The organism is Subtercola boreus (genome assembly GCF_003399635.1).
In the GTDB taxonomy this organism is placed as follows: Bacteria; Actinomycetota; Actinomycetes; order Actinomycetales; family Microbacteriaceae; genus Subtercola; species Subtercola boreus_B.
In genome coordinates this window covers 17,128-39,120 of record NZ_NBXB01000028.1, presented here as the reverse complement: position 1 = coordinate 39,120, position 21,993 = coordinate 17,128, and the positions used below count along the sequence as shown (strand labels likewise).

The following is a 21,993-nucleotide window of genomic DNA, read 5'->3' as shown; positions in this document are numbered from 1 at the left end:
GGGGCTAGAATTGTGTGCCGGATTTTTGAGGGGTGCACACGTGGTTTCTTCCGAACTTGATCGAGAGCGCGACTACGTTGCGACCCTCTATGCGCGCCTCGACGAGCTGCGGACGGATGCCCAGCGGCAGCTCGAGCGGGTGCACCGACAGGACGTGGGGGGCAACCACCAGAGCCGCTCAGAGCGCGATGCCTTCGCGAGGGTGTTCGAAGACCGCATCGTGCAGCTCAATGAGGTCGATGAACGCCTGGCCTTCGGTCGCCTCGAGGTGGCGGAGCCTGACGGCGGGGATGGCGCGGACGGCGCCGCTGAGACAGAAGACGACGGGCGCTTCCGCTACATCGGCCGCATCGGCCTGCGGGATGAGAACCTGAAGCCGATCCTGCTCGACTGGCGCGTGCCGCAGGCGGGCCCCTTCTACCAGGCCACAGCGGCCACGCCGATGGGCATCCGGTCCCGCCGTCACCTGCTCAGCCGGGGCCGCAAGATCGTGAAGATCGAGGATGAGATCTTCGACGGCGCCTCCATCACCGACGACGAGGCGAGCGCGCTGCAGGGGGAGGGTGCGCTGATGGCGTCGCTTTCGGCCGAGCGCACCGGCCGCATGCACGATATCGTGGCGACGATCCAGGCCGAGCAGGATCGCATCATCCGATCGGAGCTGCCCGGCGTGCTCGTCGTGCAGGGCGGGCCTGGCACTGGCAAGACCGCCGTGGCGCTGCACCGGGCGGCGTACCTTCTTTATTCGTTCCGTGACCGCCTGCGGTCATCCGGTGTGCTCGTGGTCGGTCCGTCGCGCGCGTTCCTGCAGTACATCGAGGCCGTGCTGCCGAGCCTCGGCGAGACCGGAGTCGTGCTCGCAAGCGTGGGCCAGCTCTTCCCGGGCGTCGACGCGACGGTCGAAGATGCGCCCGAGGTCGCGAGGGTCAAGGGGGCCACCGAGATGGCGTCGTTGATCGAGCGCGCCATCCGCTCCCGCCAGCAGGTGCCCGCCGAGGCGCAGGTGCTCGACGTGAACGGCGAGTCGCTCACGCTCGAGCCGCACGTGATCGCCACGGCCATCACCCGGGCGCACGAGAGCCGGAAGCCCTACAACGAGGCGCGGGTCACCTTCGTCAAGACGGCTCTGAACGAGATGACCCGATCCCTCGCCGCGCAACTGCGATCGCACGGCAACACCGTCGACGAGGACGACTACGGGATGCTCCGCGAAGACCTCCGCTCGGCGTACGACGTGCGTGTGGCGCTGAACACGGCGTGGATCCCGCTCACCCCCCAGAAGCTCCTGCAGGATCTCTACGCGCGCCCGCAATGGCTCGCAAGCCTCACCCCGAACTGGACCCCCGAGAAGCGCGCGCTCCTTGCCCGCGACCGCGACGCCCCGTTCACGGTCTCCGATGTGCCGCTGCTCGACGAGGCGGCGGAGCATCTGGGCGAACACAGCGACCGGAATGCCGCCGTCGACCGCGAGGCCAAGAAGCAGCGCAAGCGCGATGTCGAGAACGCCGAGAACGCCATCCGGAACATGGATGTCGAGGGGCTCGTGCATGCCGAAGACCTGGCCGACACCTTCGCCGAGCAGGCGTCGCGGGCGACCACCGCCGAGCGGGCTGCGGCCGACCGCACCTGGACCTACGGTCACATCGTGGTCGACGAGGCGCAGGAGCTCTCGCCGATGCAGTGGCGTCTCCTCCGGCGCCGAGGGCCGCTCCGCTCCTTCACGATCGTCGGCGACATCGCCCAGGCCAGTGCGGCATCGAGCGCGCGGAGCTGGAGCGAGGCCGTCGCGCCGCTCGTCGGCCGGGCGAAGCAGGGCGAGGGCTGGCGGCTCGAGGAGTTGACGGTCAACTATCGGACCCCCACCCAGATCGCCGAGGCCGCCCAGGAGATGGCCGAGCGGCGCGGGCTCCCGGTGACCCGCTCGACATCGGTGCGGGAGAGCGAGTGGCCGATCACGACGGTGCACTCGACACTCGAGGCGGTGCTGGCCGACCGACGGATCGCGTCGCTCGGAACGACCGGTGTCATCGTGCTGTCCGACCTGCTGCAGAGCACGTTCGACACGCTCAGCGCGGCCCTCCCGGGCGAGGTCGGTCTCGGGGCGTCCGGACTCACCCGCCAGGTCGCGGTGATGACCCCGCAGGAGGCGAAGGGGCTCGAGTTCGACTCGGTGGTGATCGTGGATCCCGAACGCATCCTCACTGACATCCCGCGCGGCGCGTCGGCGCTCTACGTGGCGATGACCCGGCCGACGCAGCGACTGACCTTCGTGGTCGAAGCTGACGTGGTTTGATAGAGCTATGACAGATCTCAACACCAAGCCAGAACTCGACGCCCCCGAAGGCCCCGCCCCCGAGGGTCTCGAAATCCTCGACATCGTCGAAGGCGACGGCCCCGAAGCCACCGCCGGTTCGACCGTCGACGTGCACTACCTGGGCGTCGACTACGAATCCGGCGACGAGTTCGACTCGTCGTGGAGCCGTGGTACCTCGATCAACTTCCCGCTCCGCCAGCTGATCGCCGGATGGCAGCAGGGCATCCCCGGCATGAAGGTCGGCGGTCGCCGCAAGCTCACCGTTCCGCCGGCGCTGGCCTACGGTGCTGCGGGCGGCGGGCACGCGCTCTCCGGGCGGACCCTCATCTTCGTCATCGACCTCAAGGGTGTCAGCTAGGCACCCTTCACACCCTCAGCGGAGGCTCGCCGCCATCGGGCAGTCGAAAGGATCCCGGGGCGGCGAGCCCCACTTCGTTCAGGTAGCGCACCACGATGCCGTACGACTCGGTGAGCGACGTCTCCGTGTAGAGGATGTCGTTGGTCTCGCAGCAGTCCCGCACGATCAGGGGGTCGGGGGCTCAGGGGGTCGGCGGCTCAGGGGGTCGGCGCCAGCGCGTCGTAGTGGCGGAACCGCTTGTTGCCCCGCACGATCGCCAGCACCAGCACGACGATGAACACGCCGCCCATCAGCGGGGGGACCCAGAGGAAGGCGAACGCCGACAGGATGCCGATGTAGGCGTCGCCGAGGCGTGGTCCGCCGGTCACGACCACCATGAAGACGCCCTGGATGCGCCCGCGCATCCCGTCGGGCACGGCCGCCTGGAGGATCGTGTTGCGGAAGATCGAGCTCACGTTGTCGGCCGCTCCCGATCCGGCGAGCATCACGGCGGCGATGATGAGCGCCGGGATGTTCGAATCGGTGATCGACTCGGTGATGCCGTGCAGGCCCGAGCCCGACGACACCAGCAGCACCAGCCCGAACCCGGCGATGAACAGTCCGTACACCGTGATGGCGCTGCCGACCGCGCGGCCCTGCCAGCGAACGTGCCCGAGGCGACCGGAGAGGATGCTGCTGAAGAGCGCCCCGATCGCCGCGGCGGCGGTGAGAATACCCACGGTGATCGCCCCGCCGCCGAGCAGCACGGCGCCCACCGCCGGGAACAGCACGCGGGGCTGGCCGAAGGTCATGGCGATGATGTCGAGGATGAACGTCATGCGTACGTTCGGCGCGCTCTTCAGGAAGCGCATGCCGTCGACGAGCGACGCGAACCCGGGCCGCTTCAGGGCGCCCTCCGGCACGATCTTCGGCAGCGAGACGATGCCCGAGAAGGCGGCCACGAACAGCACGACATCGACGGTGTAGGTCCACTGGAATCCGACCGTCGCCACCAGCACGCCGGCCAGGGCGGGGCCGATGGTGATCTGGGCGCCGACGCTGATGCCGTTCAGCGCCGATGCAGCCGGCAGCAGTTCCTTCGGCAGGAGGCGTGGCACGATCGACTGGCGGGTGGAGCCGATCACGACGGCGGCGACCGCGATGACCGTCGCGAGCAGGTAGAACGGCCAGACCACATCGACCCGCAACCACGCGAGGGACGCCAGCACGGCGGTCGAAGCCCAGGCGACGACACCCGCGACCAGCGCGACCAGTCGACGGTCGAACGAATCGGCGAGGATGCCGCCGTAGAGCCCGAAGACGATCATCGGCAGCAGCGCGATAATGCCCACCAGCGACACGGCGAACGTCGAATGGGTGAGGTCGTAGATGTGCAGGCCCACCGCGACGATGGTCATCTGGCCGCCGATCCCCGAGATGGCGGCGCCTCCCCAGAGACGAGCGAAGGCGGGGCTCCGCTTCAGAGGGGTGAGGTCGACGAACCGGCTGCGGGTGGGTGGCGAGGGCGTCGGCGAGGCTACCGGTGAGGGCGAGGCTGCGGGTTTCCCCGGGGCCTCGCTCACAGGTCGAGGCGCTTCTGCACCGGGCCCGGGACGAGATCCAGGAACTCAGAGTGTGTGCGGATGTAGCCGGCGATGAACGGGCAGAGCGGAACGACGGGCGCTCCGGATGCGCGTGCCGCTGTGAGCGCGCCGTTCGCCAGGGCGCCGCCGATGCCGTGCCCCTCGAACCCGGGCTGCACCTCGGTATGGGTGAACGTCAGCTGCCCGGCCTGCAGCTGGTAGTACGCGATGCCGGCGATCTGTCCCCGGAACCACGCTTCGTAGCGCTGTGCGCCGGGGTTGTCACGCACGTCCACGGTCTCTCCGGTGGGCTGCGTGTCTCCCGTGGGCTGGGTCATGACTTCCCCAGGTCGGGGTGGTGGATCGCCGCGACATCCGGATGCGCGCGGAGCCTCGACTTCAGGGCGTTCTCGCCGTAGGTGTTGTAGATCGGGTTCTGGGGGTCGAGCGTCACCCCCGCGGCATCCCGCGCCAGTTCGGGCGGGAGCGTGAGAGCAGGCACCTTCGCATCCAGCGCGGGGCTGTAGAAGAACGGGATCGAGATGCGGTCGTCGCCGATGCGGGGTGAGATGACCCGGTGCACGGTGGCCTTCAGGTAGCCGTCGGTCGCGACTTCGAGCAACTCGCCGATGTTGACGACGAACGTTCCGGGCAGCGGGGGAGCGTCGATCCATTCGCCGTCCTTCTCCACCTGAAGGCCCCCCTTGCCGTCTTCGACGAAGAGCAGGGTGAGCACGCCGGAATCCTTGTGCGCCCCCACTCCCTGCTTGGGTTCGGGGTCGCTCTTGCCGGGGTAGCGCACGATCTTGATCAGGGGGAAGGGCTTCTCGGCGAAGGCCTCGTCGAAGACATCGGCGGGGGATCCGAGCGAGACCGCCCACGCGCGCATCAGGGTGAGGGCCACCTCGGAGAGGGCCTCGCGCCACTCGCTCATCACCTCGCGGAGCTCGGGCAGGGCGGCCGGCCACTGGTTCGGGCCCTCCAGGCGCCAGTAGTCGGCGACACCGTCGCCGCGGTCCACGGGCTCGCGTTCTGCGCCGATGTCGATCTGCTCGCGCCAATCCACCTTTCCCTGTGTCAGTTCGCCGCCGACGCGGGTGTAGCCGCGGAACTGCGCGCTCTGCAGGTTCTCGATCGCCAGCTTGTCAGCCTCGGGAAGCGCGAAGAACGCCCGGGCGGCGCCGATCACCCTGTCGATGAGGGGCTGCGGCACCCCGTGGCCAGTGAGGTAGAAGAAGCCGAATTCGTGGGTCGCCTGACGGAGTTCGGAGCGGAATGCCTCGGCTTCGGCGTCGCCCCGGTCGAGCCGGGAGAGATCCAGAACGGGCAGGCGGAGGTCGCTGCCAGCCGCGAGGGACGTGGTGATTGCCATGAATCAACGATAACGTCGGGGGACCGACCCCCATCCCCGCGGAGACAAATATGACGCTTCGAGAGCAATCGTGACGCTCGCTGATGACGTGGCACCCGGCCTGACCGGGATCGAGCAGCTGAAGGCCCTCATCGACGCCGGTACGCAGCCCAACATCGGCCGCACGATGAACTTCGACCTGGTCGAGGTCGGCGAGGGCACGGCCGTCTTCACGGGCACCCCGACCGCCGATGTCTACAATCCGATCGGTTCCGTGCACGGCGGATACGCGGCCGCGCTGCTCGACTCGGCGTGCGGCTGCGCCGTGCACTCCCTGCTGAGAGCCGACCAGGCGTACACCACGCTCGAATTGAAGGTGTCGTACCTCCGCGGCATGACGGTCGACACGGGTGAGGTGCGCGCAACAGGCCGGGTGATCAAGATGGGTGGCCGGGCCGCATTCACCGAGGCGACGCTGACGGATGCCCAGGGGCGCCTGCTCGCGACGGCGACGTCGACGCTGCTGGTCATCCAGCGCTGAAGGGCGGCGCTGACGGGCGGCGGACCGGATGCCGGGCTACTGCTTCGACGCGTTCCAGTCGTCGGCGCGCTCGACGTAGCCGCTGAGGATCTCGATGAAGTCGGCGTCGGGAACGTGGTTCGGGTCGACGTCGTACTTGTCGAGCTCGCGCTGCAGACGCTCGATCTCCGAGTCGATCTCGAGAACGGCCAGGGCGTTCGACTGCGCGTTGTCGAGGTTGATCAGCATGTCGAGGGACTTCTCGATATCGCTGCGTCCGCCGAATTCGTAGTTGCTCATGGCCCGAGTTTAGGGCGTCGGAGATCGTAGGCTGGTGACGATGAGTGACAGCGACCCGGCGCCCGGCGATTACGAGCTCCCCTACGACAGCGATGTCGAGGTCGACGACATCGAGACCGGGTCGCTCGAAGCTGTGGCGAGCTCGCGTCCGGTTCACCTCCGCCCGATCTTCCTTCTGATCGTCGGTGTGGGCGGTGCCGCCGGAACACTCGCGCGCTACACGCTGCAACAGATGGTCGAACCGGTGGGCGGTGTGCCGGTCATCACGGTGATGATCAACGCGGTCGGCGCCTTCCTGCTCGGACTGCTGCTCGAGAATCTTGTTCGCCGGGGCGAGGACCGGGGCCGCCGCCGGGTGCTCCGCCTGTTGCTCGGAACCGGTGCTCTCGGTGGCTTCACCACCTACAGCGCACTCTCCGTCGACACCCTCACGCTCCTCCACGAAGGCAGCGTCGGCCTCGCCCTGCTGTACGCCGTCGGCACCCTCGTGGCCGGCGCGGTGGCGAGCATCCTCGGAATCGCTGTCGGCGTCCGGGCGAACCGGCGGGCGGATCGCCGCGTCACAGGGTCCGGCAGTGCACGGGAAGACCGCTGATGGCGGCTCTTCTCCTCACGCTCCTGGTGGCTGTCTTCGGTGGCCTCGGGGCGATCGGTCGCTTCGTCGCCGATGGGGTGATCCGTGCGCGCCTCGGCTCGCGATACCCCTACGGTACGACCTTCATCAACCTCAGTGGAGCGCTGCTGCTCGGCTTCGTGACGTCGTTGGCACTCGGCCAGGTTCTGTCGAACGACTGGCGTCTGATGCTCGGAACGGGGCTGCTCGGCGGTTACACGACGTTCAGCACAGCGAGTTTCGAGACAGTCCGGCTTCTGCAGGCCGGTCGGTACGGGGCAGCCCTCTCCAACGGAGTCGGGATGCTCGTGGTCTCCGTTCTGCTGGCCGCTGCCGGATTCTGGCTCGGAACCCTCATCGCCGGTTCATAGGATCCTCCAGCACCACACGCTGCCGCGGCGGCAATGTTTGTCGCCACAACCGGTGATGACGCCCCGCAGGCGCTCGGTGCCGCGGGAACGCTCTGCCGGAGGAACAGGAGCCGCCATGCTCGGGGGTCGTCTGAGCGCGATGTGCGTTCTCATCTCGCGGGGGAGTGCGAGGTGCGGCATAGCATCGCGTAATCTCGGTGCCGCGCAGGCCGGCGGAACGCGTGGCTCTGCAGCAGCCGCGTCGCTGCACATCGACTGGACGCTCTGCGACGGGCGAGGTCTCTGCGCGGAGCTGCTGCCGGAGTCGCTGGCGCCTGACGAGTGGGGCTATCCTGTGGCGCGGACGCCGGTGGCCTCAGAGCGGTCGGACGTACCCGCGCCGCGCGCATCCCTCGCCGCAGCCCGGGATGCGTCGCCCTCTTCCCGCGCCAGGCCCTCAGGCTCGGGTAGGAGAACCGGGCTCGCTGCCCGGGCGTATCGGTGCTAAACTCGCAAGGTTGCCGTCGAACGGCCGCGGATCAAGAGAGCCCACACCTTCTGTGATGGGCGCCGCGCAATGAGAGAAAAGGGGTCATCTATGCCACTTACGCCAGATGCCAAGAAAGCCATCATCGACGAGTACGCCACCCACCCAGGTGACACCGGTTCTCCCGAGGTGCAGGTCGCTATGCTGACCACTCGCATCCTCGATCTCACGGAGCACCTCAAGTTTCATAAGCACGACCACCACTCACGTCGTGGCCTGTTGCTGCTGGTCGGTCAGCGTCGCCGACTCCTCGGCTACCTGCAGAGCGTCGACATCGAGCGTTACCGCTCGCTGATCGCGCGTCTGGGCCTTCGCCGATAGATTGCGTCTGATTCAGACCGGTTCTTGGCGGATGGGCCGTTCTTCCTGCGGGAGGAGCGGCCCATTTCCATACCTCCTATGAAACGTAGACGACTTCCCCTCTGGCGTTGGGATCCCTTCCTCGCGGCTCTCGTTCTCACGCTCTCGCTCGTGGCGGCGCTTTTCCAGCGGCTCGATCTCCCCGTCGTCAGCCCCCTCGCCTTGACCGTCCTCCTTCTCGCTGCGGTGGCCGCAGCTGTGCTGTTGGTGCTCCCGGTGTTCGTGCGGTCGCTCCGTCGCGACGGCGAAGGATCGTTCGTGCTCACCGACCAGCTGAGGCTGGTTCCTCTGCCAGCAACGCAGACGTTCCCCGTGGTCGACGGTCACCGTCACAAGGCCAGCGTCGAGGCGACCGTCGCCCGTGCCGGCACCGAGGTCACCGCGGTTCTGGTTCCGGGCGCGACGGCCTGGCTCGGGCGCGACATCCGGGTGTCCGTCGACGCCCTCGCCGGCGGCAAGGTGTACCGGGTCGGCTACCTGCCGAAGGAGATCGACCAGAAGATCGACGCTGCTCTCCGACCCCTGGCGGCCCGCGGGGTGTACCGAACCGTGGCGCTCACGATCCGCGAGGTTCCCGTCGCCCTCCGCGTCTCACCGTTCAGCACCCGCGACATGCCTCTCGAGCCCCGCAGAAAGAACTACCGGCTCGACGTGCGGCTCGGCCCTGCCCTCAGTACCGTGCCCGAGTCGGACGAGAGCATCGATGTCTCCGAGGCCCCCGAAGGCTAGATCTGCCTGCGCGGCGTCCCGTCCTCGGTTCAGGAGACGAGCATCAATTCAGGCTATTTGCGGGGCCATGGACCACTGGTGCCTGACGCCGCATGTGTCCTGAATTGTGCACGGGGGAGGCGGGCTCGTCCGGCCGGAGCAATTGCTCCGGGCGCCGCGCGGCCCGCAGGTCGCGCGGCGCCGCGACGGCGCGGCCGGACCGCGGCCCGGCGGTGGCGAGGCAGGCCCACGGCCGAGTCAGGCCGGGCCCTGCGAAACGTCGAATCGGCGGCCTCAGCGTGATCCCCGGAGCAGAGGGCGACGGATGTGGCGAGAGCCGCCCGTTCTGTGAGTGCTCTCCTCTGCCGGCCGGCCCGACCCGGCCAGCCAGCCAGCCGGCTCGGCCAGCCAGCCAGCCGGCCCGGCTCAGCCAGCCGGCCCGGCTCAGCCAGCCGGCGCGCCCGGCGCCGCAAGGCAGCGCGCCCGACCCCGCAAGCCCGCGCGCGTCAGCGCGCCTGCGACCTGGCGAAGTACTCGCCGCTGCTCGTCAGCCCTGCGCGCACTCCGGAGTCGCCGAGCTGCAGGTCGAGTGCGACCCAGGTGCTGAGGCCGCTCGGATCGGGCTGGCGACCCAGGTAACGGTTGTACATCGCTGCCACCCGCTTGCTGATGGTCTCGGTCGAGTCCCAGAACTGCGCCGTGACCCACGCCCGGCCCTGCTGGCGAGTGAGGCCTGCCCAGAAGGCGTACTCCGATGCCCCGCCATCGCGCTCGAGCAGGGTGTTGTACAGCGCCTTGGCGAAACTCGTGTCGGTGCCGCCGTGCCGCTGGTAGTACTCGTCTGAGGCATAGAACGACGTCTCGATGTCATCGGTCGTGATGACCCCGGCCTGCATCGCCCGCAGCCAGTTCTGTCGGCCGCTCACTTCTGCCGTGCGGCCGAGGATGTCATGATAGGCGGCGTCGATCCGCTTCAGGCGGTACTCGTCGCTGTCGACGAAGCTGGCGGCGATAGTGGACCGGGGGGAGCCCGTGGCGAGGAAACCCTCCCAGAAATTGATGTTCGCCGCGCTCGGGAACCGATCGAGGTAGTCCTGGTAGAGCGCGGAGATGTAGTTGGCGTCGAGGGACGGCCCGCCGGTGGGGGTCTGGCCGTTCGAGACGAACAGGTGCAGCTGGGAGTAGTCGCCGTTGAACAGGTCCTGGTCGCCGGGGAAGGTGCCGGTGCTGGCGTACTGCCAGATCGAGTAGTCCGACCAGCCGGCGGGCAGGGTGCCGGCACCGTCAGAGATGTTCTCGGGCCAGCGCGCGATGAACAGCGGATTCGCACCGAACGATGACGAGTTGCCGGTGCAGAGCTTCCACCAGTTCGTCGTGGTGTAGATCGCGGGCCGCACGCCCGTGCGCGCGAGCACCGTGTTCGAGAACTCCCGGATCCACGCCACCATGACAGCCGGGCTCAGCCCGTAGCAGCTGTTCGTGTGGTCGGTCCCGGTATAGGGGTCGTACTCGATGTCGAGCAGCGGCGGCAGCGTGCGCCCGTCTGGGCTCCACCGGCCGCCGTGGTCGACGAACCAGTTGGCCTGTACGGCACCGGTCGACTCGAAGGGGTTCGCGAAGTGATAGGCACCGCGCACCATGCCGACGTCGGTCGCTCCCGACCACTGGCCCGCGAAGTGACTCGATGCGTAGTCGTCGCTCTCCGTGGTCTTGATGTAGACGAATCGTGCGCCGTTCGACCACGCGGTGCCCCAGTCGACGCTCTCCTGCCAGCCGCTCACATCCATTCCGAGCACGTGCGTGCCCGTTGCCGACGCCGCCGTCCGTGCCTCCGTCGCGACCTGCGGCCCGAGCGACGGGCTGCCCGGCTCCTCCGCGACGAGCGTCGCGCCCATCACATGGTCGTGCGCAGCATTCTGCTGCTCGAGCGTCGGGCCCGCATCCTGGCCCGACTGCGCTGCGGCCGTCGGGGCTGCCGAGAGAAGACCGGCTGCGAGCAGGAGCGCAGTCAGGGCGGCACAGGCGGAGGTTCGGATTTTCATGATGAAATCTCACTATATAGGTCATCGACATTGATTTCGACAGTCCATCACGAATGACCCCCATTCGGGGAAGGTTGGTCGCGCGGGCGCGCCGCTAGGCGCATTCGGGCCCCGGGAGTAGACTGGAAGCGCTACAAACGGAGCAGACAGGTACGCAACTGGTCACCGGTGGTGGTATCCCGAGGGTGGAGCCGACCGCTCGGTGTATTTCTACTGTTGGCCAGTCGTCAATCGCTCCTGAGGCATGCCGAGGCATGCCCTGCTCCGAGGAGGATCGTCGTCCATACGGGATGACGACGTTCAGAGCGCCGGTATGGCGCGGAACGCAGTGCACTACTAATGAGTCAAAGGAGAGAACCCCCATATGGAGGGTCCAGAAATTAAATTCGCCGAAGCCGTGCTCGACAACGGTTCGTTCGGCACCCGCACGATCCGTTTCGAAACGGGTCGTCTCGCGCAGCAGGCACAGGGTGCCGTTGCTGCGTACCTCGACGAGGAAACCATGCTGCTGAGCGCCACGAGCGTCTCGAAGCACCCGAAGGACAACTTCGACTTCTTCCCGCTCACCATCGACGTCGAAGAGCGTTCGTACGCCGCCGGCAAGATCCCCGGCTCGTTCTTCCGTCGTGAGGGCCGCCCCTCGACCGAGGCCATCCTGGTCTGCCGCCTCATCGACCGGCCCCTTCGCCCGTCGTTCGTCACTGGTCTCCGCAACGAGGTGCAGGTCGTCATCACCGTGCTGTCGATCGCCCCGGGCGAGTTCTACGACGCACTGGCCATCAACGCGGCATCCGCGTCGAGCCAGATCTCGGGCGTTCCGTTCTCGGGCCCGATCGGTGCGGTGCGCCTCGCGCTCATCGGCACGCAGTGGGTCGCCTTCCCGACCTACGCCCAGCTCGCCGACGCCGTCTTCGACATCGTCGTGGCCGGCCGTGTCGTGACCGACAAGAACGGCAACGAAGACGTCGCGATCATGATGGTCGAGGCCGAAGCCACCGAGCACGCGTGGGGCCTCATCCAGGCCGGTGCCACGAAGCCCGATGAGGCTGTCGTCAGCCAGGGCCTCGAGGCGTCGAAGCCCTTCATCAAGCAACTTGTCGCAGCCCAGGCCGCCATGGCCTCGCAGAGCGCCAAGGCCATCGTCGAGTACCCGGTGTTCCTGCCGTACTCGAAGGAGTCCTACGACACCGTTGCGGGCCTCGCCTACGACGAACTCGTGAAGATCTACCAGATCGCCGACAAGATCGAGCGCCAGGATGCGGATGACGCACTCAAGGCCCGCGTCAAGTCGACCCTCTCCGAGCAGGTCGAAGCGGGCTCGGTTGCGACAACCGTTCTCGCCGAGTTCTCGGCAGCCTACAAGGCTGTCACGAAGGTGGTCGTCCGCGGCCGTATCCTCCGCGACGGCATCCGCATCGACGGCCGTGGCCTCAGCGACATCCGTCCGCTGGACGCCGAGGTCGAGGTCATCCCCCGCGTGCACGGTTCGGCGATCTTCCAGCGCGGCGAGACCCAGATCCTGGGTGTCACCACGCTGAACATGTTGAAGATGGAGCAGCAGATCGACTCGCTGAGCCCCGTCACCAAGAAGCGCTACATGCACCACTACAACTTCCCGCCCTACTCGACCGGTGAGACCGGCCGCGTGGGCACCCCGAAGCGTCGCGAGATCGGGCACGGCTACCTCGCCGAGCGCGCCCTCGTGCCGGTGCTGCCGTCGCGTGAAGAGTTCCCCTACGCCATCCGCCAGGTCTCCGAGGCTCTCGGTTCCAACGGTTCGACGTCGATGGGTTCCGTCTGCGCCTCCACTCTGTCGCTGCTGAACGCCGGTGTGCCGCTTCGCGCACCCGTCGCCGGTATCGCCATGGGTCTCGTCTCCGACGAGGTCGACGGCGAGACGCGCTATGCGGCTCTCACCGACATCCTCGGCGCCGAAGACGCGCTCGGCGACATGGACTTCAAGGTCGCCGGCACAGCTGAGTTCATCACGGCCATCCAGCTCGACACGAAGCTCGACGGCATTCCCACGTCGGTGCTCGACGGCGCGCTCGGCCAGGCCAAGGCCGCCCGCACCGCGATCCTCGAGGTGCTGAACGCTGCGATCTCGACGCCCGACGAGATGGCCCCGACCGCGCCCCGTGTGATCTCGGTGCAGATCCCGGTCGACAAGATCGGTGAGCTGATCGGCCCGAAGGGCAAGACGATCAACCAGATCCAGGACGATACCGGAGCCGACATCTCGATCGAGGATGACGGCACCGTCTACATCGGCGCGGTCGACGGCCCGTCGGCTGAGGCGGCACGCGCGGCGGTCAACGCCATCGCGAACCCCCTCAACCCCGAGGTCGGCGAGCGGTTCCTCGGAACCGTCGTGAAGATCGCAACGTTCGGTGCGTTCGTCTCGCTGATGCCCGGCAAGGACGGCCTGCTGCACATCAGCGAGGTCCGCAAGCTCGCCGGTGGCAAGCGTGTCGAGAACGTCGAAGACGTGCTCGGCGTCGGCCAGAAGATCCAGGTCGAGATCACCAAGATCGACGACCGCGGAAAGCTGTCGCTCGCCCCGGTGATCGACGAGGCCGCGCTCGAGGACAACCTCGTGGCCGTCGCCGCCGACACAGAGGGTTCCGCCGCCCACAGCGAGGGCCCCTCGGCTCCCGCCGAAGGCTAGCCACACCCGTTCCACCCGGCCGGCTCACGTCGCCCGCCCGCTGTTCTCGCAGCCGGTACCGGATGCCCGTCAGAACCTGCTCACGCCGAGCGGTCCTGGCGGGCATCCGTCGTTCCTGAGGTATCCTCGAATCATGGAGAGCAGCAATTATCGTCGCGAAGAGGAACGCAGCCTCCTCGACGAGTGGCGGCACGACGCCGATTCGACGCAGCCGATTGATCGGTTGCGAGCCGAGGCTGCGATTCTCGCCTGTTACCGAGAGTTGGCGATCGCTCCGCCGCGCTACATTGTCTGGGCTGCCTCGCCTCTCGCTTCGGCGCGAGCACTCGCGCTGGTCCAGGATGTCGTCGCTGCAGCCGTCCGGTTGAGGCTGGCGAGCGATCGGTTCGACTCGGTCGACTCTCTCGACCCGTGTCTCGTTCGTCGGTTTGAGCACCTTTCCCCCGGACTGGCCGAGGACGTGATCGGCCAGCTGCTGACACAAGGGGTCGACCAGGCGACCCCGCTTCCGCTCGAACGACGGTGGCAGGTGCACTCCGGACTGTGGGAGCAGCTGCTGGGGCCGGCGCACGAGACGGGCTCGGGAGGGATCGCCGCGCTGGTCGGCTGGGCGTTTCTCGCAGATGCCCGGAGTTCCAACCAGTGTGTTGTCGAACAGCTCGACGCTGACGTCGACGGGGCCGAGACGCGCTACGAACCGTACGAGAGAGATTTTCTGGTCGACTCCCACATCGCCCAAGCACTGGAGCTTCTCACCGGGGCCGACCTGTCCCGCTGGCGCCCTTTCGTCGAACTCGGTCGGCACTCGTTCTGGAGCTGGCTGCGCCGGGGATACGTCGTGATGAGCGACAGGCCGACCGTGCTGAACCTCGACGAGCAGGGGCGCCCGCACTGTCTGACCGGTGCTGCGATTGCGTGGGCCGACGGCTGGCAGGTGCATGCCGTGCACGGATCCCGGACGGATCCCGCATGAGCGCGCAGGCGAACGACCCCGAGGCGCTTCTCCATCGCTGGCGTGCTGCAGCCGACTCCACCGCGCCGATCGATGCAATACGGATGCGAGCAGCGGTCGCCCGGTGCTACGCGTCGCTGGGTGTCTCGCTGCCGGTGCACGTCGTTCTGGCGCCGTCCCCTCTTGCAGCGGTTCGCACGCTCCGGGACGTGCCCGAAGAGGTCGATCGGCAGATCGTCGAAGCGCTGGCGAGCACGGTGGCCACTCTTCCCAGCGGGGCACCGTCGCCCCTGCCCTCTGAGCCCCAGATCCCCGATCATCAGCAGCTCTGGCGGCGCCTCTTCGAGTCGGCGCGGCGAACCGTCGGGGTTGCCGACGCCGAAGAGGTCGCGTGGGCATTCATGGGGGCAGATCGGGATTCGCACTACCAGTGCGTCATCCGCCAACTCGAGCACGACACCGATGCTGCGGATGCCTGGTTCAACGACTTCGAAGCGAACACTCTCCTCGGCTACTCCTGTCTAGCCGAGGGGCTCGACTCGCTGGGTGCGGACATGGGCGAGTGGAACCCTTTTCGCGAACTCGGCTGGCACTCGTACTGGGCGTGGCTCCGCCGCGGCCTCGTCGTGATCAGCGAGCGTCCCACGGCATTGGAGCTCGATGAGGAGGGACGCCCACACTGCCTCACCGGTCCGGCGATGCGATGGATGGACGGCTGGGCGATCTGGGCCGAACACGGTTCCTGGCAGGCCCCGCCCGCTCGACCGCGGTGACGCCCGCGACTCGCAGGCCGTGAAACGCATACCACGCGGGAACGGGCGGGGCGAGCATCCGCAGACCTCTTGCCGCGAAGGCCCGCACGGGCGGATGATCGCAACAGAGAGAAGGCACACCATGACTCGCACTGCGCTGTCCACCAAGTCTGTCCAGTTCGCCGAGTTCGGGGGAGTGGAGGTGCTCGAGTTCGTCGATGTGCGGATGCCGGAGCCCGGTCCCGGCGAGGTGCTCGTCGAAGTGCTCGCCGCGGGCATCAACCACATCGAGGCCTACATTCGCCAGGGGCAGTTCGCCGACCGGATCGAAACGTCGAACCACCAGACCCAGGGCAGCGACTTCGCCGGGATCGTCATCGCCGTGGGCAACGGGGTGACCCAGTTCAAGCGCAACGCGGAGGTGCTCGGACACGCCCGGATGTCGTCGCACGCCTACCACATCGTCGTGAAGGCGACGAGCCTCGTCGCGAAGCCGAAGCAGCTTCCGTGGGAGGTCGCCGGGTCGCTCTTCCTCGCCGGTCTCGCCGCCCACGATCTCGTCGACCAGGTGCGTGTCGGCCAAGGCGACACCGTCGTGGTCTCGGCGGCGGCCGGGGGAGTGGGCAGCATCGAGATCCAGCTCGCGAAGCTCCGGGGCGCGACCGTCATCGGCACCTGCGGCGAACGGAACTTCGACTACCTGCGCCAGCTCGGCATCAAGCCGGTCGTCTATGGCGACGGGATGATCGAGCGCATCGAGAAGCTGGCACCCGACGGCGTCGACGCCTACATCGACAACTTCGGCCAGAACGGGGCGGCCCTCGCCGAAGAGCTCGGTGTTGACGCGAAACGCTTCAGCTCCTCTGAGCACCGCCGCGATCTGGAACTCGAGACGATCTGCCCCGACGAGGCGACCGAGAAGCACAACACCGATGTGCTCACGAAACTCGCCCAGCTCGCCGCCGACAGGCAGGTGTCGGTGCTGATCTCGGGCTACTACCCCTTCGGTTTCGTCCGTGAGGCATTTGACGACCTCGAGAAGCGCCACGCCCGGGGAAAGATCGTGCTGGGAATGAAGCCGGCTCACAGCCTGAGCGTCATGAAGGCCCGTGACGTCTCGGATGCCCGCGACTGACGTCCGTACGTGACGACCCGCGCTCGGCCACCCGGCGCTCGTCTGCGGCACATCCTCCCGATCTTCAGGGGTGGCATAGACTAGTGTTGTCTCCGATGAACGGTGCTGTTGCTCTTCCCCTCGACCTGCCCGAGTTGTCCCTCACCGCTTCCGGTGACGCCCTTGTGAGGCGTTCCGTGCTGCCGAGCGGCATCCGGATCCTGAGCGAACGTGTTCCCGGTGCCCGGAGCGCCACGATCGGCTTCTGGGTGGCAGTCGGATCCCGCGACGAGCTCGGCGCCGTCGTGGCCGTCCCGTCGCGCTTCGGCTCGACCCACTTCCTCGAGCACCTGCTCTTCAAGGGCACCCCGTCGCGAACGGCGCTCGACATCGCCGTCTCGTTCGACCAGGTCGGCGGTGAGCACAACGCCCTCACCGGCAAGGAGTACACCTGCTACTACGCGAAGGTTCAGGATCGGGACCTCCCAATGGCCGTCGACGTGCTCGCCGACATGTTCACGTCATCGGTGCTCGACGCCACCGAGTTCGAGAACGAGCGCGGGGTCATCCTCGAAGAGCTCGCGATGGCGGATGACGACCCCAACGAGGTCGTGGGGGAGCGCCTGTTCGAAGCCGTGCTGGGCGATCATCCGCTCGGCCGGCCGATCGGCGGAACGGGCGACACCATCCGTGCGGTCACCCGTGACGCCGTGTGGGAGCACTACCTCGCGAATTACCGTCCGAACGACCTGGTCGTGACGGTTGCGGGCGCGGTCGACCACGATGAGCTCGTCGCCCGCGTGCAGCGGGCCGTCGCCGCTGGCGGCTGGGATCTCGCCGGCTCCGCGCGCCCTGTCGAGCGACGCACCGGCGACTCTGTCGTGCTCACCCGCGGCTCGGCGCTCTCGATCACCACCCGGCCCAACGAGCAGGCTGTCGTCATGCTCGGCTACCCGGGCCTGGTGGCGACGGATGACCGGCGCTCGACCCTGAGCGTGCTGAACGCCGTCTTCGGCGGCGGCATGTCGTCTCGGCTCTTCCAGGAGGTGCGGGAGAGACGCGGCCTCGCCTACTCGGTCTATTCCTACGCTGCCGGCTACTCGGACGCAGGGCTGTTCGGCATGTACGCCGGATGCTCGCCGAAGAACGCGGCCCAGGTGAGCGAACTGCTGCTCGAGGAGTTCGGAAAGCTCGCAGCCGGCGGCATCACGGCCGATGAACTGGCCCGCGCCAAGGGCCAGCTCTCGGGCTCGGCGGCCCTCTCGCTCGAAGACAGCGACACGCGCATGTCACGCCTCGGCCGCTCGGAGATCACGACGGGTGAGTTCGCCGACCTCGACGAGGGCCTCCGGCGGCTCCAAGCGGTGACGGTGGATGACGTGCAGCAGCTCGCGGTCGAGCTCCGTTCGCGGCCATTGTCGGTCGCCGCGGTCGGTGCTCTCGAGGCGAGCGCATTCGATGGGGTGGTGCAACCATGACAATGGGCCATGTGCTGTATCTGGTGCGGCACGGCGAGCAGGTCGATGCCGAGTACGGCGTCGCCGACGGTCCGCTCTCGCCACGCGGTGAGCGACAGGCGCGCCTGCTGGCCGACCGCCTCGGCGGGGTGCCCTTTCGGAACGTCTGGCACTCGCCCCTGCAGCGGGCGGAGGAGACGGCCGCCATCATGGCACGGCAGCTTCCGGCGCTCGACCCGAAACCCACGCCCCTGCTGTTCGACTGTGTGCCCACCGAGTACTCACCCGAGATGCCGAAGGCCTTCGAACCGTTCTTCAACTCGGTGACCGAGGAGGAGGTCGACGCAGGACGGGCGCAGATGTCCGACGCTGTCGCCGAGTTCCTCACGCCGTCGCGGGAGACCACGCACGACCTACTCATCACGCACAACTTCGTCATCGGCTGGTTCGTGCGTGAGGCGCTGAGCGCGCCGGGTTGGCGCTGGGTCGGGGTCAACCAGGCGAACTGCGGGCTCACGATCATCCGGTACCGGAGCGGGCGGATGCCCGAGCTGGTCACCCACAACGACCTCGGCCACCTGCCCGTGGAACTTCGCACGGGGCTCGCCGACCAGCAGCCGTACTAGCGGCGGCCGCGGGACTGGGTGTACCGGAGTTGCAGCATTCGACGCGCTCGCGGGTCGACGTCGCGGCCGAGTTCCAGCAATGACCGGTATCCATAGTCGCCTTTATAGGGCTCGGCTGTCGCACGGAGGATTGCGGATTCCGCCGGTGGTAGGCGGTAACCCGGTCCGCTCACGAACAGAAAGAGCCAACGAGCGTAACGCTCCGGCTGTGAGTGGAAGAGGTCGAGCAGCACCGGCATCAACACCAGCCCGGTCAGGGGATATCCGAGGAGCGCGAAGACGGTCGGCTTGGTGGCGTGGAGCGAGTGCGAATCGACCAGTCCGCCACCCCACTGCCCGAGCGGCAGCGACGCGTCGTCGTCGGTGTCGAACAGGCAGGACAGCGCCCATATGCCGAAGCGGGCCAACGCGGTCGGGTCCGCGACAAGCGCGTCGGTGAAAATGCGACACAGAGTTTTCCTGGCCGGTGTGTCGGCTCTGTAGGCAGTGACGTAGGACCGCCACAGGTCGGCTGTCGTGCCGCTCGGTACAGGGGCGTCATCGAGATCGAGCATATTCGAGAATATCTCGATTCGACATTGGACTGCAAACGGAGTGGATGTCAGGCCAGGTCTTTGCGGTACCAGTTCGTCGCGTTCGGGTTGTCGTTGTAGGCCGGGATGTTCTCGTAGTCGCGCCGCGCGTAGAGCTTCGCCGCGCCGAGGAGGCTCGCGTTCGTGTCGAGCAGGACGGCTGCCGCGCCAAGGCTCTTCGCCCGGTCTTCGAGGTGCTGCATCAGGATGCCCGCCCAGCCCTGTCCGCGCGCTGCAGGTTCCAGCCACACATGTTTGACTTCGAACGTGGCATCGTCGAGGCGCCGGATACCGCCGCAGCCGAGCGGCACGTCACCCTCGCCCCGCAGCACCACGAAGACGCCGTGCGGGGGCAGGAACTTTGTCGGGTCGGGGAACGTCACCCGGTACGTGCCGAGTTCGGGTGGGAAGCCGTCGCCACGGGAGGCGAAGTAGTGCTCGAGCAGCAGCTGGGCATCCGGATCGGTGACCGGGGTTTCGACGAGGTGCACAGGGAAAGTCTACGCGCGCTTGGTAGATTGGCTGCATGAGTACCAAGGTGGCCATCGTCGGCGCGTCGGGCAAAATGGGGCGTCTGGCACACGAGCTGCTGACGCGCGAATCCGGCGCGGCACCCGAGTTCGAGATCGTCGCCGAGCTGGGCTCGAAGGATGCGCTCGACGGGATGATCGGGGCCGACGTCGTGCTCGATGTCACGGTGCCTGCCGCGAGCCAGGCTGTTGTCGATTTCGCCGTCTCGCACGGCATCAACGTTCTGGTCGGCACCTCTGGCTGGTCGGGCGACCGCATCCTCGCCCTCGAGCACCGTGTCGCGGCCATGCCGGGCACGGGAGTCGTCATCGTGCCGAACTTCTCCCTCGGGTCGGTTCTCGCCACAGCCTTCGCGGCCATGGCCGCGCAGTTCTTCGATTCCATCGAGATCGTCGAGGCGCACGGCGCGACCAAGGTGGACTCGCCGTCGGGCACTGCCGTGCGCACCGCCGAACTCATCGCCGCGTCACGAAGCGGCATCGGCCCGGTCTCCGCTCCACACACCGACCAGCGGGCGAGAGGCCAGCAGGTGGCGAGCGTCCCCGTGCACAGCCTGCGGATGCAGGGTGTCGTCGCAAAGCAGTCCGTGATCTTCGGCGGCGTGGGGGAGGTGCTGACCCTCAGCCACGAGACCCTGTCGTCGACATCGTACGAGGCGGGCATCCTGCTCGGCCTCCGCGCGGCGACCACGGCGACCGGGGTGGTCGTCGGGCTTGACCGGCTGCTCGACCTCAACCGTCTCCTGCGCGCCGCAGCCGCTCCCGAAGACGGCTGGGTGCCGGAGCCTGAGCGCGTCTCCGGCCAGGCAGCACGGGCGACCACCGCATGAAGGGTCGGATCGCGGCACTCCTGATGTCGCTCCTTCTGGTGATGTACCTCGCGCTGGTGTTCCAGCACGCCCTGCTGTTCATCGGCACCGGCCAGCCGGCTGGCATCGGAATCGGTGTGGCCCTGCTGGTTCTGCCCGTGGTGGGCGCCTGGGCGCTCTACCGCGAGCTGCTGTTCGGATTCCGCACCCAGAAGCTCGTCGGCATCCTGCGGACCAACGACGACCTGCCGGTGGATGATCTCCCGAAGCGCCCGAGCGGACGTCCGTACCGCGCCGACGCCGACGCGGAGTTCGAGCTCTACCGTGCGGAGGTCGAATCCGCGCCTGAGAGCTGGAAGGCATGGTTCCGGCTGGGTCTCGCCTACGACGCGAGCGGTGACCGCAAACGGGCGCGGAAGGCACTCCGGCAGGCGATTGCGTTCTATCAGGTGCAGCCGAACGCCGCGTAGGCGCGGCCGCTCGGCTCAGCCTGCCAACGCCTTCGCCACCGTCTCACCGAGGTCGGTGTCGGTGAAGGCGAAACCATCGGAGACGATCAGGTCCGACGACTCGTTCTGGTCGCTGAGGATGAGCTCCCTGCCGGCGTCGGCCAGTATGCCCTTGATCGCCCACGCCGGAGCAGGCAGCCAGTACGGCCGATGCACCTGCTCGGCGATCGTCCGCATCACCTCTGCTGCGGTCGCCGGCTGCGGCGCGGCGAGATTCACCGGCCCACTGAGCGTGGAGTCGAGAAGGTGGCGAATGCCAGCGGCTTCGTCGTGGAGGCTGATCCATGGCCAGTGCTGCGTTCCGGAGCCGAGCGGCCCCGCACCGCCGAGCCGGGCGATGAGCTTGAGAGTGTTCGTCAGCCCGCCGGCTCCCAGCACCACGCCCGTGCGGAAGTTCACCACGCGCGTGACCGGTGAGGCGGCCTGGGAGGCACGCTCCCACGCATCGACGACCTTCGGGAGGAAACCCGATCCGATCGGGCTCTGCTCGGTCAGCACCTCACCGGGACGGTCGCCGTAGAACCCCACAGCAGATCCGCTGAGGAACACCGTCGGCGGCTTCTCGGCCCGAGTGATCGCGGTCGCGAGCGTCGAGGTGGCGTTGACTCGGGATTCGAGGATGACGCGCTTGTACGCCAGCGTCCACGGGAGACGGGAGATGGATGCTCCCGAGAGGTTGATCACCGCGTCGGCGTGTTCGACGGCCTCGGGGTTCAGCCAGCCCGCATCCGGGTCCCACATGCGTTCGTCGGCGTTTCGCGTGGGGTGCCGCACGAGCCGCACCACCTCGTGCCCGCTCTGACGGAGCTGCCTGGTGAGCTCGGTGCCGATGAACCCCGACCCACCGGAGATGAGGATGTCCATGCGTGACGGCCTTCCGGTTCGGTCTCTACAGACTACATTCAGAAAGGCCCAGCACACTGGGCGTCGGCGCCCCCACCGGGGCCACGGGGGCTGGAAACACAGATCGAGGTTGCGG

At 67.7% G+C, this 21,993-nt stretch carries 23 protein-coding genes and 1 pseudogene; 15 read left to right on the top strand and 9 right to left on the bottom strand.

Features of this window, described 5'->3' with window-relative positions:
* Positions 1 to 40: 40 nt before the first annotated feature.
* Together B7R22_RS09375 and B7R22_RS09370 are read left to right on the top strand one after the other, a co-directional pair.
* Positions 41 to 2,293 carry a HelD family protein gene (locus tag B7R22_RS09375; RefSeq protein WP_116411490.1) on the top strand — a complete coding sequence of 751 codons (2,253 nt, stop codon included), beginning with the start codon at positions 41 to 43 and terminating at the stop codon, positions 2,291 to 2,293.
* 7 nt (positions 2,294 to 2,300) lie between these two features.
* Positions 2,301 to 2,672 (top strand): FKBP-type peptidyl-prolyl cis-trans isomerase, encoded by a 372-nt coding sequence (locus tag B7R22_RS09370; protein ID WP_116411489.1) that lies wholly within the window; start codon positions 2,301 to 2,303, stop codon positions 2,670 to 2,672.
* A gap of 15 nt (positions 2,673 to 2,687) precedes the next feature.
* Here the strand turns inward: B7R22_RS09370 and B7R22_RS09365 are convergent.
* The 4 genes and pseudogenes from B7R22_RS09365 to B7R22_RS09350 all read right to left on the bottom strand — a co-directional run.
* A pseudogene (locus B7R22_RS09365) lies at positions 2,688 to 2,838 on the bottom strand (acyl-CoA desaturase); the annotation flags it as partial.
* A 31-nt stretch (positions 2,839 to 2,869) separates the two neighbouring features.
* Positions 2,870 to 4,234: an MFS transporter gene (locus tag B7R22_RS09360; protein WP_116411488.1), complete on the bottom strand. Its 1,365-nt coding sequence runs from the start codon at positions 4,232 to 4,234 to the stop codon at positions 2,870 to 2,872.
* Positions 4,231 to 4,572 carry a GNAT family N-acetyltransferase gene (locus tag B7R22_RS09355; protein ID WP_116411487.1) on the bottom strand — a complete coding sequence of 114 codons (342 nt, stop codon included), beginning with the start codon at positions 4,570 to 4,572 and terminating at the stop codon, positions 4,231 to 4,233. Before B7R22_RS09355 ends, B7R22_RS09360 begins: the two co-directional genes overlap by 4 nt.
* Positions 4,569 to 5,606, bottom strand: a complete 1,038-nt coding sequence (locus B7R22_RS09350; protein WP_116411486.1) for an isopenicillin N synthase family dioxygenase — start codon at positions 5,604 to 5,606, stop codon at positions 4,569 to 4,571. The genes B7R22_RS09355 and B7R22_RS09350 overlap by 4 nt, the downstream gene beginning before the upstream one ends.
* Before the next feature lie 70 nt (positions 5,607 to 5,676).
* On the opposite strand from B7R22_RS09350, the gene B7R22_RS09345 reads away from it, so the two are divergent.
* Positions 5,677 to 6,126, top strand: coding sequence for a PaaI family thioesterase (locus tag B7R22_RS09345; protein ID WP_253258979.1), 450 nt, complete (start codon positions 5,677 to 5,679; stop codon positions 6,124 to 6,126).
* Positions 6,127 to 6,162: 36 nt separating this feature from the next.
* Here B7R22_RS09345 and B7R22_RS09340 read toward each other — a convergent pair whose 3' ends face one another.
* Complete coding sequence (locus B7R22_RS09340) at positions 6,163 to 6,405, bottom strand: hypothetical protein (RefSeq protein WP_116411485.1); 243 nt, start codon at positions 6,403 to 6,405, stop codon at positions 6,163 to 6,165.
* A 40-nt stretch (positions 6,406 to 6,445) separates the two neighbouring features.
* Between B7R22_RS09340 and B7R22_RS09335 the strand changes: the two genes are divergently transcribed.
* The 4 genes from B7R22_RS09335 (at position 6,446) to B7R22_RS09315 (ending at position 9,004) form a co-directional block, all read left to right on the top strand.
* Positions 6,446 to 7,000: a fluoride efflux transporter FluC gene (locus tag B7R22_RS09335; RefSeq protein WP_116411573.1), complete on the top strand. Its 555-nt coding sequence runs from the start codon at positions 6,446 to 6,448 to the stop codon at positions 6,998 to 7,000.
* On the top strand, positions 7,000 to 7,389 hold the full coding sequence (gene crcB / locus B7R22_RS09330; protein WP_116411484.1) for a fluoride efflux transporter CrcB: 390 nt from the start codon (positions 7,000 to 7,002) through the stop codon (positions 7,387 to 7,389). Before B7R22_RS09335 ends, crcB begins: the two co-directional genes overlap by 1 nt.
* 577 nt (positions 7,390 to 7,966) lie before the next feature.
* Positions 7,967 to 8,236 carry a 30S ribosomal protein S15 gene (rpsO, locus tag B7R22_RS09320; protein ID WP_104243121.1) on the top strand — a complete coding sequence of 90 codons (270 nt, stop codon included), beginning with the start codon at positions 7,967 to 7,969 and terminating at the stop codon, positions 8,234 to 8,236.
* A gap of 78 nt (positions 8,237 to 8,314) precedes the next feature.
* Positions 8,315 to 9,004, top strand: a complete 690-nt coding sequence (locus tag B7R22_RS09315) for a hypothetical protein (protein ID WP_116411483.1) — start codon at positions 8,315 to 8,317, stop codon at positions 9,002 to 9,004.
* Between the two features lie 485 nt (positions 9,005 to 9,489).
* On the opposite strand, the gene B7R22_RS09305 is transcribed toward B7R22_RS09315, so the two are convergent.
* A complete protein-coding gene (locus B7R22_RS09305; protein WP_116411481.1) occupies positions 9,490 to 11,025 on the bottom strand; it encodes a GH25 family lysozyme in 1,536 nt (511 codons plus the stop codon).
* Positions 11,026 to 11,389: 364 nt separating this feature from the next.
* Here B7R22_RS09305 and B7R22_RS09300 point away from each other — a divergent pair, with 364 nt between their 5' ends.
* From B7R22_RS09300 to B7R22_RS09275, 6 genes are all read left to right on the top strand, one after another.
* Positions 11,390 to 13,693: a polyribonucleotide nucleotidyltransferase gene (locus tag B7R22_RS09300; protein ID WP_116411480.1), complete on the top strand. Its 2,304-nt coding sequence runs from the start codon at positions 11,390 to 11,392 to the stop codon at positions 13,691 to 13,693.
* 133 nt (positions 13,694 to 13,826) lie between these two features.
* Positions 13,827 to 14,666, top strand: coding sequence for a DUF6745 domain-containing protein (locus B7R22_RS09295; protein WP_116411479.1), 840 nt, complete (start codon positions 13,827 to 13,829; stop codon positions 14,664 to 14,666).
* On the top strand, positions 14,663 to 15,418 hold the full coding sequence (locus B7R22_RS09290) for a DUF6745 domain-containing protein (RefSeq protein ID WP_116411478.1): 756 nt from the start codon (positions 14,663 to 14,665) through the stop codon (positions 15,416 to 15,418). Before B7R22_RS09295 ends, B7R22_RS09290 begins: the two co-directional genes overlap by 4 nt.
* Positions 15,419 to 15,539: 121 nt before the next feature.
* On the top strand, positions 15,540 to 16,532 hold the full coding sequence (locus B7R22_RS09285) for an NADP-dependent oxidoreductase (protein ID WP_116411477.1): 993 nt from the start codon (positions 15,540 to 15,542) through the stop codon (positions 16,530 to 16,532).
* Positions 16,533 to 16,627: 95 nt separating this feature from the next.
* Positions 16,628 to 17,989, top strand: a complete 1,362-nt coding sequence (locus B7R22_RS09280; RefSeq protein WP_116411476.1) for a M16 family metallopeptidase — start codon at positions 16,628 to 16,630, stop codon at positions 17,987 to 17,989.
* A gap of 2 nt (positions 17,990 to 17,991) precedes the next feature.
* Positions 17,992 to 18,594 (top strand): histidine phosphatase family protein, encoded by a 603-nt coding sequence (locus B7R22_RS09275; RefSeq protein ID WP_116411475.1) that lies wholly within the window; start codon positions 17,992 to 17,994, stop codon positions 18,592 to 18,594.
* On the opposite strand, the gene B7R22_RS09270 is transcribed toward B7R22_RS09275, so the two are convergent.
* Both B7R22_RS09270 and B7R22_RS09265 read right to left on the bottom strand, forming a co-directional pair.
* Entirely contained in the window at positions 18,591 to 19,148 is a 558-nt protein-coding gene (locus tag B7R22_RS09270) for a hypothetical protein (protein ID WP_116411474.1), read from the bottom strand. The two genes, B7R22_RS09275 and B7R22_RS09270, sit on opposite strands and share 4 nt — an antisense overlap.
* A 47-nt stretch (positions 19,149 to 19,195) precedes the next feature.
* A complete protein-coding gene (locus B7R22_RS09265) occupies positions 19,196 to 19,657 on the bottom strand; it encodes a GNAT family N-acetyltransferase (RefSeq protein ID WP_116411473.1) in 462 nt (153 codons plus the stop codon).
* A 35-nt stretch (positions 19,658 to 19,692) separates the two neighbouring features.
* Here B7R22_RS09265 and dapB point away from each other — a divergent pair, with 35 nt between their 5' ends.
* Both dapB and B7R22_RS09255 read left to right on the top strand, forming a co-directional pair.
* Positions 19,693 to 20,526, top strand: coding sequence for a 4-hydroxy-tetrahydrodipicolinate reductase (gene dapB, locus B7R22_RS09260; protein ID WP_116411472.1), 834 nt, complete (start codon positions 19,693 to 19,695; stop codon positions 20,524 to 20,526).
* A complete protein-coding gene (locus B7R22_RS09255) occupies positions 20,523 to 20,975 on the top strand; it encodes a hypothetical protein (protein ID WP_172582286.1) in 453 nt (150 codons plus the stop codon). The genes dapB and B7R22_RS09255 overlap by 4 nt, the downstream gene beginning before the upstream one ends.
* 15 nt (positions 20,976 to 20,990) lie before the next feature.
* On the opposite strand, the gene B7R22_RS09250 is transcribed toward B7R22_RS09255, so the two are convergent.
* On the bottom strand, positions 20,991 to 21,878 hold the full coding sequence (locus tag B7R22_RS09250) for a TIGR01777 family oxidoreductase (protein WP_116411471.1): 888 nt from the start codon (positions 21,876 to 21,878) through the stop codon (positions 20,991 to 20,993).
* Between the last annotated feature and the right edge of the window lie 115 nt (positions 21,879 to 21,993).